7 protein-coding genes are annotated in these 10807 nt (G+C 73.0%); 3 read left to right on the forward strand and 4 right to left on the reverse strand.

Annotated elements, in window-relative coordinates:
* Positions 1 to 104: 104 nt before the first annotated feature.
* Entirely contained in the window at positions 105 to 1865 is a 1761-nt protein-coding gene (locus tag ACLJPY_RS43540; RefSeq protein WP_410596842.1) for an exo-alpha-sialidase, read from the forward strand.
* 71 nt (positions 1866 to 1936) lie between these two features.
* Here ACLJPY_RS43540 and ACLJPY_RS43545 read toward each other — a convergent pair whose 3' ends face one another.
* Positions 1937 to 2335 (reverse strand): hypothetical protein, encoded by a 399-nt coding sequence (locus ACLJPY_RS43545; protein WP_410596843.1) that lies wholly within the window; start codon positions 2333 to 2335, stop codon positions 1937 to 1939.
* Positions 2336 to 2731: 396 nt separating this feature from the next.
* The gene (locus tag ACLJPY_RS43550; protein WP_410596844.1) at positions 2732 to 4420 is read right to left on the reverse strand and encodes a bifunctional 3'-5' exonuclease/DNA polymerase; all 1689 of its coding nucleotides are present in this window, start codon (positions 4418 to 4420) and stop codon (positions 2732 to 2734) included.
* A 205-nt stretch (positions 4421 to 4625) separates the two neighbouring features.
* Between ACLJPY_RS43550 and ACLJPY_RS43555 the strand changes: the two genes are divergently transcribed.
* On the forward strand, positions 4626 to 6260 hold the full coding sequence (locus tag ACLJPY_RS43555) for an acyl-CoA synthetase (protein ID WP_410596845.1): 1635 nt from the start codon (positions 4626 to 4628) through the stop codon (positions 6258 to 6260).
* A 56-nt stretch (positions 6261 to 6316) separates the two neighbouring features.
* On the opposite strand, the gene ACLJPY_RS43560 is transcribed toward ACLJPY_RS43555, so the two are convergent.
* Positions 6317 to 6613, reverse strand: a complete 297-nt coding sequence (locus ACLJPY_RS43560; protein WP_410596846.1) for a DUF4440 domain-containing protein — start codon at positions 6611 to 6613, stop codon at positions 6317 to 6319.
* A 76-nt stretch (positions 6614 to 6689) separates the two neighbouring features.
* On the opposite strand from ACLJPY_RS43560, the gene ACLJPY_RS43565 reads away from it, so the two are divergent.
* Positions 6690 to 9641, forward strand: a complete 2952-nt coding sequence (locus tag ACLJPY_RS43565; protein WP_410596847.1) for a helix-turn-helix transcriptional regulator — start codon at positions 6690 to 6692, stop codon at positions 9639 to 9641.
* A 217-nt stretch (positions 9642 to 9858) separates the two neighbouring features.
* On the opposite strand, the gene ACLJPY_RS43570 is transcribed toward ACLJPY_RS43565, so the two are convergent.
* Positions 9859 to 10788: a hypothetical protein gene (locus ACLJPY_RS43570; RefSeq protein WP_410596848.1), complete on the reverse strand. Its 930-nt coding sequence runs from the start codon at positions 10786 to 10788 to the stop codon at positions 9859 to 9861.
* Positions 10789 to 10807 lie beyond the last annotated feature (19 nt).

The raw sequence follows: 10807 nt of genomic DNA on the forward strand, positions 1-10807 counted from the left end.
CGAAAAACCGGAATGTCCGGCTTCCGACTTCCGTCGGTTGACCCTGCCCGCGCGGACGTCAAGCCTGGGGCGGCTGGAGACCTTCCTGGGAAAGGGACTTTCCGATGTCCTTGGGTGTTTCGTCCGCCAAGCGAAGAATAGTCGCTGCCTGTGCCGCGCTGCTTTTGCCGCTCGCCCTCGCGCACCCCGCGCAGGCGGCCGACGGGGGATCGCCGCTGCCGGTGAGCCCGCACGCCGCCAAGCACAAGCTCGCCGAGGAGGCCCGGCACGACGTGCCGAACCCGCTGCTCAAGGAGCAGTTCGCCGAGGAGGAAGAGGAGGACGGCGACAACCCCGCGCTGTCCGCGCTCTGCCAGACCTACATCGGCAAGCCGAACCCGTACCGGCCGCTCGCCCCGAACACCGACGTCATCGACGGCGACACCATCGTGCCCACCGGCAGCCAGACCGGCTGCAGCACGGCGCAGAACGAGACCACCATCGCCGTCAACCCGGAGAACCCGCGCAACATCGTCGCCGGCGCGAACGACTACCGGCTGTACAACACGCGGGAGAGCCGCAACGACTCCGGCGGGTTCGCCTACACCTCGTTCGACGGCGGGCGGACCTGGGCGAACGTCCAGCTGCCGCACCTCGACTTCCCGACCGGGGCGGCCGCGCCACTGTCCTACATGGACGCCGCGGGCGACCCGGCCATCACCTTCGGGCCGCACAACACCGTGTACTACGCGACGCTGGTGTTCAGCCGCGCGGCCGTGCCCGACGACCAGCAGCTCGCCAGCGGCATCGCGGTGTCGGTGTCGCACGACGGCGGCCGCAGCTTCGGCGACCCGGCGGTCCTGCACCTCGACGGCGTGACCCCGGCGGGCACGCCGACGCCGACGAACATCTTCAACGACAAGGAGTGGATCGCCGCCGACCCGGTGTCCGGCGACGTCTACGTCACCTGGACGCAGTTCACCTACGACGCGAAGGGCGCGTTCGTCGAGTCGCCGATCGTGCTGTCGAAGTCTCGCGACTTCGGCCGGACGTGGTCGCCGATGAGCCGGATTTCGCCGTCGCTGACCGGGTTCCACGGCGGGATCACGCCGTTCGGCAGCGGCTCGAACCCGGTGGTGACCCGCGACGGGACGCTCCAGGTGGCGTACGAGACGACGGTGTGCGCGACGGCCGCGTGCGACCAGCCGGCCGACCACGACGCGGTCGTCGTGGCGACCTCCCGCGACGGCGGCCGGACGTTCCGGCACGCGGAAGTGGGTCTCGACTTCGACTTCCCGGTGAACGAAGACGTCGCCAACAACGCGCTGACCGGCGAGAACTTCCGGGTCAACAGCTTCCCGCAGCTGACCTACGACCGGCTGACCGACCACCTGTGGGTGACCTGGGCCGACGACCGCAACGGCACGTACCGCGACGGCGAGTCGGTCAAGACGAACGGTGACGCGTTCTTGAGCGGATCCGACGGCAGGCACGGCTGGTCGAAGCCGGTGAAGATCGGCTCGGACGCCGACGAGGTGTTCCCGGCGGTCGCGGCGCTGGCCGGCCGGGTCGCGGTGACGACGTACACGCGCGCGTACGACCCGAACGGCATCGGACTGGACTACGCCTACGCAACCGGCTGGGGCGACCGCTTGTCCCCGCTCCGCCGCATCACGACCCAGACGGCGAACCCGCAGGTCCAGTTCGTCTCGACGGGCGCGGTGACGGGCAAGGAACTCCAGGGCGTGTTCATCGGCGACTACACGGCCGCGGCGGTCGGCGCGGACTTCCGCCTCCACCCGGCGTGGACCGACTTCCGCGGCAACCCGGGCCGGACGTTGCCGAACCAGGACGTCGGGACGCAGACGCTGCCGATGTTCCCGTAGTTCCCGTAGCGAGGTGAGCCGGGCCGGCCGCTGCAACCAGGGCAGCGGCCGGTCCGGTCGACCCGCACGGCCTATTTGGCGATCAGGGTCACGGTTGCCGCGCACGCCGAGACCATTCCGGCAAAGGCGGAGAAGGTTGCGGCTTGTCCGCCGACACTGCTGAACACCCGGCGCGCCAGCCTTCCCCAGTACTGTTGGCGAACGGCCATTTTGACCTTCTGCCACTTGTGCTGGCGCAAGTGACAGCCGAGGAGGATTCCGTACGCGTTGTTGCGGCACAGTTCACGGCTGCGGGTTTCGGCGCAGCACCACATCGGTGCTTGGAACAAGGTGTAGAGCACTACCAGCGCCGACAGGATGGCGATCACGCCGGGACCGACCGAGGGGAGGAACCACAGCCAGAGCACCGCGGCCAAGAGCAGGTATCCCCACAGGCTCCCCAGAAGCTTCTTGGTCGATTTCTTCGCCATGTGAGCTGAACGTAGTCAGCGCCCTCCGGCGCGCGAAAGCGCTGGTCGACTGATTCGTTTTTCACACGACCGGCGATTCGGCTCACGGGCAGCGACCCTGATTGCGCCGAAGGGGTGCTCCGGTGATCGTCCATGTGGTCACTGATCAGAGCGGTGGTGAAGTTGCGGTCCGGCTGACCGGCTTGAGTCGTGTCGTCAATTCCTACGCCTCTCGTCCTTCGGGTTCGCGTACCCAGGGGGTCGGATCGCGTGCCTGGAGGGTCGGTTCGCGTACCCAGCGAGTCGGTTCGCGTGATCCAGGGCGAAACTCGCGTGATTGGCGGCGGATCTCGCGTGATTGAAGGCGGATCTCGTGTGATTGGCGAGGCATCTCGCGTGATTGGCGGGCATCACGGGTTACTTGGCGTCGGCGTAGGTGTCGACGGATGCCGTTTGCATCGGGAAGCGGACCGGGCAGGCCGGGCCGAACAGCATGCGGGCCGCTTCCGTCACCGAGTCCGTGATCGCGGTGGCGACCGGAGCGGCGAGCTCGGCCGGGGTGTGGACGATCACCTCGTCGTGCTGGAAGAACACCAGGTGGGCGGGCGGAGGCAGGCGGGTGCGCAGGGTCGCCAGCAGCACCGCCGTCATGTCGGCCGCGCTCGCCTGGACCACGAAGTTGCGCGTGAAGCGGCCCCAGCCGCGGGACGCCCGGCGGGCCTTCAGCTCCGCTGCTTCGTCCGACGCCAGGCCGCCCGTCAACGCGCGCCACGCCGCCGAGGGGGCCGGGGACGTCCGGCCCAGCCGGGACCGGACCCGCTCGCCGCGCTCGCCCGCCTGCGCCGCACGCTCCACATAGGACACCGCGTCCGGGAACCGCTGCCGCAGCAACCCGAGCAGCGGCCCCGCTTCGCCGGACGTGCCGCCGTACATCGCCGACAGCATCGCGATCTTCGCCCGGGCCCGGTCGTCGCGGCCGTCGTCGGCGGCCGGTACCCAGCGGGCGCCGGAGAACAGCGCCTCGCCCAAGCGCGCGTACAGGTCCGTCGCCGCCGCGACGTCGGCCAGCCGCCGGTCGCCCGACAGTGCCGTGAGCACCCGGGGCTCCAGCTGCGCCGCGTCGGCCACCACGAGCTTCCAGCCCGGGTCCGCGCGCACGCACGTCCGCAGCACCTTCGGGATCTGCAGCGCCCCGCCGCCGCGGCTGGCCCACCGCCCCGACACCACCCCGCCGACGACGTAGTGCGGCCGGAACCGGCCGTCGCCGACCCACTCGTCCAGCCACGCCCAGCCGTTCGCGGTGTACAGCCGCGACAGCTCCTTGTACTCCAGCAACGGCCCGACCGCCGGGTGGTCGATGCCGCGAAGCAGGTACTTCCGCGCCGCCGGCACCTCGATGCCCTCGCGCGCCAGCGCCCGGACCACACTCGGCGGCGAGTCCGGGTTCACCGGCCGCCCGCCGAACGCCTCGCTGATCTTCGCCGCCAGCTCCACCAGCGCCTTCGGCCGCTGCCCGGCGGGCACCCGCGGCCCCAGCCGCGCCGCCAGCAGCTCCTCGTGCACGTCGGCGCGCCACGGCAGGCCGTCCGCCGACATCTCCGCGGCGGCCAGCGCGCTCGCCGACTCCGCGGCCAGCAGCAGCCGCATCCGGTCCGGGTGCTCCGTCGCCGCCACCCGCCGCTCCTGCTCCGCGAAGACGCGCCGCACCGCCGTGACGACCGTCACGCCCTCGGGCAGCGTCGGCACGCGCGTCTCGAACAGCGTCGGCTGCGCCAGCTCGACGGCCGACTGCTCGGACGGCGGCTCCTCGCCGTTCGCCCTGGCCCAGGCCGCGCGCAGGCTCCGCGACTGCGTTTCCGCGCCCTCGTACGCCAGCAGCAGCCCCTCGGCCAGTTCGAGGTCGTAGCAGCGCCGCACCCGCAACCCGGCCGCCATCAGCACCGGGTACGTCCGCTCGACCGACGGGAACACCCACCGCGGCGCCAGCGACCCCTCCAGCTCCCGCGCCAGCCTCGCGAAAGCCGCCTCGTCCAGGCCGGACACCGTGTCCGTCGGCGTGTGCACGGTGAAGCTGCCGTCCTCCTCCCGTCCCGCGATCACCTGCACTCGAACATCATGACGGTCACCACCGACATTTTTTCGGGGGTGCGGGTGGCGGAGCCCCCGCCCTGGGGCGAAGCCCCGGATGTCATTGTCAGTTTCTGCACGCACGCGGGCTGGTGCGTTCGGCGCACCCTTGGTTTACTCTCCAGTAGCTCCCATACCGCCGGTACGGCGTCAGCTCTCTTCCCGCAGCAACGGAGGTGCCTGGATGAGCCTGGTCGCGCTCGCCACCACGGTGGCGGACAAGGTGACCGAGACGGTGCGCAGCATCGACGTGATGCGGCGGGCGGGCCTCGTCCCCTTCCCCCGGCTGGACGAAGGCGTGCGCTCGCTGGTCGCGCTGCGGAAGTTCGGTCCGTTCGCCGGCGCCAACCACATCTCCGCCCGCCGCGACCCGGCCGCCGTCGGCATCGTCGACGAGCTCGGCCCGCTCACCTACAAGCAGCTCGACGACCAGTCGAACGCGCTGGCCAGGGCCTGGTCCGAGCGCGGCATCCGGCCCGGCCAGGTCGTCGCCGCGCTCTGCCGCGACCACCGCGGCCTGGTCATCACGATGGCCGCCTCCGGCAAGCTCGGCGTCCGCCTGCTGCTGATGAACACCGGGTTCGCGAAGCCGCAGCTGGCCGACGTGGCCAAGCGCGAGAACGTCACCGCGCTCGTCTACGACCAGGAGTTCACCGGCCTGCTCGACGCGATCCCCGAGGGCGTCGACCGCTACCTCGCCTGGGTGGACCCGGACTCGGACCTGACCGACCGGAACGTCCCGGTGCTCGACGAGATCATCGCCGGCACCGACGACCGGCCGTTCCCCGCCCCGGCCAAGCCCGGCGGGTTCGTGCTGCTGACCAGCGGCACCACCGGCACGCCGAAGGGCGCGCCGCGCCCGCACACCTCCGCGCTGGCGTCGGCGCAGTTCCTCGACCGGATCCCGCTGCGGTCGAACGAAGCCACGTACATGGGCGCGCCGCTGTTCCACGGCACCGGCCTGTCGCAGTTCATCCTGTCCTTCGCGCTCGGCTCGAAGGTCGTCATGCGGCGCAAGTTCCACCCCGAAGAGGCCCTGCGCGGGGTCGCGGACCACCGGTGCACCGCGCTCGTGCTGGTGCCGACCATGCTGCAGCGCATCGTCGACCTCCCGAAGGCGGTCCGCGAGAAGTACGACACGTCCGCGCTGCGCATCATCTTCGTCGCCGGCTCGGCCCTCTCACCGGACCTGGGCAACCGCGCGAACGAAGCGTTCGGCCCGGTCGTGCACAACCTCTACGGCTCCACCGAGGTCGCCGTGGCGACGGTCGCGACACCGGAGGACTGGGCGAAGGCCCCCGGCACGGTCGGCCGCGCGCCGGTCGGCTGCAAGGTGGCGCTCTACGACGAAAAAAGCCGGAAGATCACCGAGCCGAACGTGACCGGCCGCGTGTTCGTCGGCAGCGGGCTCAGCTTCGGCGGCTACACCGACGGCCGCCACAAGGAGATCATCGACGGCCTGCTCTCCAGCGGCGACGTCGGCCACTTCGACGAAGTTGGCCTGCTGTTCATCGACGGCCGCGACGACGAGATGATCGTCTCCGGCGGCGAGAACGTGTTCCCGATCGAGGTGGAGAACCTCCTGGTCGAGCGCGAGGACGTGATCGAGGCGGCGGTGATCGGCGTCGAGGACCCGGAGTTCGGGCAGCGGCTCAAGGCGTTCGTGGTCCCGGCCGAAGGCGCCGACCTGGACGCCGACGGGATCCGCGACTACGTCAAGGCGAACCTGGCCCGCTACAAGGTGCCGCGGGACGTCGAATTCCTGGACGAGCTGCCGCGCAACGCGACCGGAAAGGTGCTGCGCACCAAGCTCCAGTGACAACCGAGGCTTCGCCTCGGGCCGGGGGCTCCGCCACCCGGCCCCCCGAAGAGCTCTCATGAGCCCCGCTGCACGTTGACGATCCACCAGCGCCCGTCCCGGCACTCCCCGACCACGGTGCAGGCGACCCCGTCACGGCGCCCGGTCGCGACGCCGACCGACGGCGTCACCTGCAGGCGCGTCCACCGGAACGCGCCCGCCGGGATGCGCCCGGGCCAGCCGGCCTTGCCGAGCACGCGCCCGGCCGGGCCGTCGCCGCGGAAGTCGTCGGCCAGCAGCGGGGCGAGTGCTTCGGCGTCGCCCGCCGCGTCGGCGTCGGACCAGTGCGCCAGCACCACTTCGAACGTCTCCACGAGTTCGAAGGTCGCAGGCGAGCCGGTGCGCTACATCGGCCACCTGGCCGAGATCCGCTGGCAGACTGGCCGGGCCATGACTGCGACGAAACTCCTCCCGGCCGGCACGGTCACGATCCTCTGCGCCGGCGACGCCGCCCCGGCCGTCTTCGCGACCCCCGGCGAGGCGCTCGCGGCGCTGCCCGGCGGCCCGGCGGCCGTGCACACCGGGGACGTGCTGGTCCGCGACGACGGCTCGCCCGCCGGCCCGGCCGTCCGCCGCTGCGAACAGCTGCGCGCACTGGCCGGAACCGGCCGGATCCTCGTGTCCGCCCGGGCCGCGGCCGCCCTCGGCGACGCCGTCGAGCTGCACGACCTCGGCGTCCACCGGCTGCCGGACCTCACCGCGCCCGAGCGGGTCTTCGAACTCGGCGGGACAGCCGGCCCGCTGCGCTCCCTCGACGCCGTCCCGAACAACCTCCCGGTGCAGCTGACCGGGTTCGTCGGCCGCGACGCCGAAGTCCGCGACGTCCGGCGGCAGCTCGCCGGGACGCGCCTGGTGACGCTGGCCGGGCCCGGCGGCAGCGGCAAGACGCGGCTGGCCGCGCAGGTCGCCGCGGGTGCCGACCGGCCCGACGGCGTCTGGTGGGTGGAGCTCGACGCCGTCACCGAGGTCGCCGAGCGCGTCGCCGCGACGCTCGGAGTGCCGGTCGAACCCCACGTCGGGGCGGCGCGTTCGGTCGCGACGGAACTGCGCGACCGGCGGGTGCTGCTCTGCCTCGACAACTGCGAGCACGTCCTCGACGGCGCCGCCGAACTCGCCGTCGAGCTGCTGCGGTCGTGCCCCGAGGTCGCGGTGCTGATGACCAGCCGCGAGCCGCTGGACGTGCCGGGGGAGACGGTGTGGCGGGTGCCGCCGCTGGCCGTCGAGGACGCCGTCGCGCTGTTCGTCGAGCGCGCCGGCGCGGTCCGCCCGCTGTTCACCTTGGACGCCTCCAGCGCGGCCGCCGTCCGGTCGATCTGCACGCGGCTCGACGGCATCCCGCTGGCCGTCGAGCTGGCCGCGGCGTGGCTCGGCACCCTGACCCCGCACCAGATCGACGCCGGCCTCGACGACCGGTTCGCCCTGCTGACCCGCGGCCCGCGCGGGGTGCCCGCCCGGCAGCGGACCCTCGAAGGCTCGATCGCGTGGAGCCACGACCAGCTCGGCGCCGAGGACCGCGCGGTGTTCCGGCGGCTGGCGGTGTTCGCCGGCGGGTTCAAGCTGGACGCGGCGGGCGGCCCGGCCGTGCTGCCCGCGCTCGGCCGGCTCGTCGACAAGTCCTTGGTGCTGGCCGAAGACGGCCGCTACCGGCTGCTGGAGACGCTGCGCGAGTACGCGGCCGCCCGGCTGGCCGAGGCGGGGGAGACGGCCGCCGCGCGCGACCGGCACCTCGACCACTACCTGGCCGTGGCCGAAGCCGCGGAGCCCGAGCTCGACCGCGACAAGGACGCCTGGCGGGCGCGGGTCGAGCCGGAGCGCGACAACTTGCGCGCGGCCCTGGAATGGGGGCTGGCGCAGGAGGATCCCGCCCGGGGCCGCCGGCTCGCCGCCGCCGTCGCGTGGCTGTGGAACCTGCACGGCCGCGGCCACGAGGGCCTGGCCTTCCTCAGGCGCGCGGTGGCCCGGTGCCCGGACGACCGGACGCCGCTGCAGGCCCGGCTGCTGACCGGGATGGGTCTCGTCGCGGACACGACGGCGCCGTTCGACCTCGAAGCCGCCCGCCGGGGCCTGGACCTGGCCACTGAACTCGGCGAAGCGGGCTTGCGCGCGCGGTGCCTGTCCCTGACCGCGCTGGGGCACCTGTACACGGACTGGGACGCCGCCTGGGACGTCGCCGTCGAAGCGGAGAAGGTCGCCGAAGCCGCCGGAGACGGCTTCGCGCGGGACAGCGCGTTGATGCTGCGCGGGATCGTCCGCTTCGCCCGCGACCGCCACGACGAAGCGGCGCCGCTGCTCGAAGACGCGAGCGCGGGCCTGCTGCGCCGCGGCGACCGCGGCCTGGCGTCGACCGTCCTCAGTGTCCGGTCCGGCATCGCGCTCGCCGCGGCGGACCTCCCACGGGCGCGCGCATTCGCGGAGCAAGCCGTCGACGTCGCGGCACCGCTGGGCGACTTCCACCGCGTCAACACGACGCTGTGCCGCCTGGCGCAAGTGCACTGCGCGGCCGGGGACGTCGACGCCGGCTTCCGCGTGATGGAGCCGTTCCTGCGGCTGCTCGAAACCGCGGGCGACGTCTTCGTGCCGGGCATGGCGGGGGTGCTGGGCGAGCTGCACCGGCGGCGCGGCGAGTTCGAAACGGCGTTGGGCTGGTTCGGGCGCGAAGCGGTCCCCGGGACGTACCTGGCCGCGCAGGGACTGGCCGAACGCGGCGCTCTGCTGCGCGCGCTCGGCCGCGTCGAGGAGGCCGCGGAGGTGCTGGCGACCGCCGTCGAGCTCACCCGCCGGTGGGACCTGCCGTCGCTCCTGGCCGAGGCGCTGGACCAGCAGGGGTACCTGGCGGAGCCGTCGCAGGCGGCCGAACTGCACTACGAGGCGCTGGGCCTCCGCGTGGACCACGGCCTCCGGCTCGGGGTCCTGGCCGGCCTGGACGCGCTGACCACGCTGTTCGCGCGCACCGGCCGGGAAGCCGACGCGGCCCGGGTGTTCGTCTCGGCGTCCCAGGCCCGGGCCGAGCTGGGCGTGCCCCGCCGTCCCTCCGAGCAGGCGGAGCTGGCCGCGCTCGGGCTGGCGACGGCCGAGCCGCCGATGGGCCTGGACGAGGTCGTCGCGTTCGTCCGCCGGGCCCGCGGCACCCGCGGCCGTCCGTCGAGCGGCTGGGCCAGCCTGACGCCGACCGAGCTCGAAGTGGTGAAGCTGGCGGCCGAGGGCTGCACGAACCCGGAGATCGGCACCCGCCTCTTCATGAGCCGCGGCACGGTGAAGACGCACCTGGCCCACGTCTACGCGAAACTGGGCATCGCCAACCGCACCGAGCTGGCCACTCTCGCAGCCACCCACCTGAGCTGAACCCGTACCCAACCAGCCGGCCCACGTACCCCGACGGTCGGCCTGCGTACCTGGAGGGTCGGCCCGCGTACCTCGAGGGTCGGCCTGCGTACCTGGAGGGTCGGCCGACGAGCCGACCCTCGGGGTACGCCAACCGACTGCCTGGGTACGCAAGCCGACCGTCCAGGTACGCAAGCCGACTGTCCGGGTACGCGGGCCGACCGTCCAGGTACGCGGGTCAGTCCCAGTCGATGCCGAAGACGCCCGGGCCGAAGTCGAACGCCACCGCGTGGACGCCGTCGGCGCCGTCGAGCTTCAGGGCCCGGCGGGCCAGCGTGCCGTTCGCGCCGTTGCGCGAGTACTGCCAGCAGCGGCCCGGCGCGGTGCCCGGCGCGAACCGGACCTCCAGCAGGTACTCCCGCACCGGGCGGCGGAACTCGCGGTAGTGCGTGTTGCGGCACTCGGGGTACGGCGGCCCGCTGTTGGTCAGCGTGTACTCGATCAGGTGCGTCTCGCCCCGGTTGATCGGCTGGTCGAAGAGCAGCTCGGTGACGAGCAGGCCGTGCGCCTCGTCGATCTCGGCGCGGCCGACCCGGCAGTTGCGCACGGCGTGCAGCTCGGGGACGCCCGCCGCCGGGTCGTCCTGGGTGTACACCAGCAGCCACCGGTCCTGGCCGTCGGCGACGGCCTGGAACACCGCCCGCGCGGTCACCGCGCGCTGGCCGCCGTCCGCGGCGATCTCGCACAGGTCGTGCAGCCCCACCATCTTCAGCGGCTGCTGGCGGTCGAGGGCGTGCGGTGCCCCGACCTTCTCCAGCAGCGGCTGCAGCACCTCCCGCGGGAACGACATCGGCTCGCCGCCGGCGTGGCGCTTCCCGGCGCCGCCGCGGGGCCGGGGCGGGGGCAGCAGCCCGAGCAGGGACCCGGCCGGGACGTCGAGGATTTCTTCGAGCGTGCGGACGGCCGAGAGCGAGCTCTGCCGCTCCGGCTGCCGCTTGCCCGACTGCCAGTAGCTGAGCGCGGTGACGCTGACGACGACGCCGCGGGCCCGCAGCCGCGCCTGGATCCGGTCGAGCGACAGCCCGCTGGTGGCGATGGCCGCGCGCAGCCGGATGGCGAATTCGGTGCGCCCGCTCTCCTGGCCGTCACCCGCCGCGCTGCCCGCCATTGCTGAAATCCCGACCCGC

The organism is Amycolatopsis sp. lyj-23, from assembly GCF_046549135.1.
Taxonomy (GTDB): Bacteria; Actinomycetota; Actinomycetes; order Mycobacteriales; family Pseudonocardiaceae; genus Amycolatopsis.

What these genes read in the sequence shown, in the direction of transcription:
- ACLJPY_RS43555 (WP_410596845.1), top strand. Translation starts at nt 4,626, where the DNA reads ATGAGCCTGGTCGCGCTCGCCACCACGGTGGCGGACAAGGTGACCGAG.
- ACLJPY_RS43570 (WP_410596848.1), bottom strand. Translation starts at nt 10,788, where the DNA reads ATGGCGGGCAGCGCGGCGGGTGACGGCCAGGAGAGCGGGCGCACCGAA.
- ACLJPY_RS43540 (WP_410596842.1), top strand. Translation starts at nt 105, where the DNA reads ATGTCCTTGGGTGTTTCGTCCGCCAAGCGAAGAATAGTCGCTGCCTGT.
- ACLJPY_RS43545 (WP_410596843.1), bottom strand. Translation starts at nt 2,335, where the DNA reads ATGGCGAAGAAATCGACCAAGAAGCTTCTGGGGAGCCTGTGGGGATAC.
- ACLJPY_RS43565 (WP_410596847.1), top strand. Translation starts at nt 6,690, where the DNA reads ATGACTGCGACGAAACTCCTCCCGGCCGGCACGGTCACGATCCTCTGC.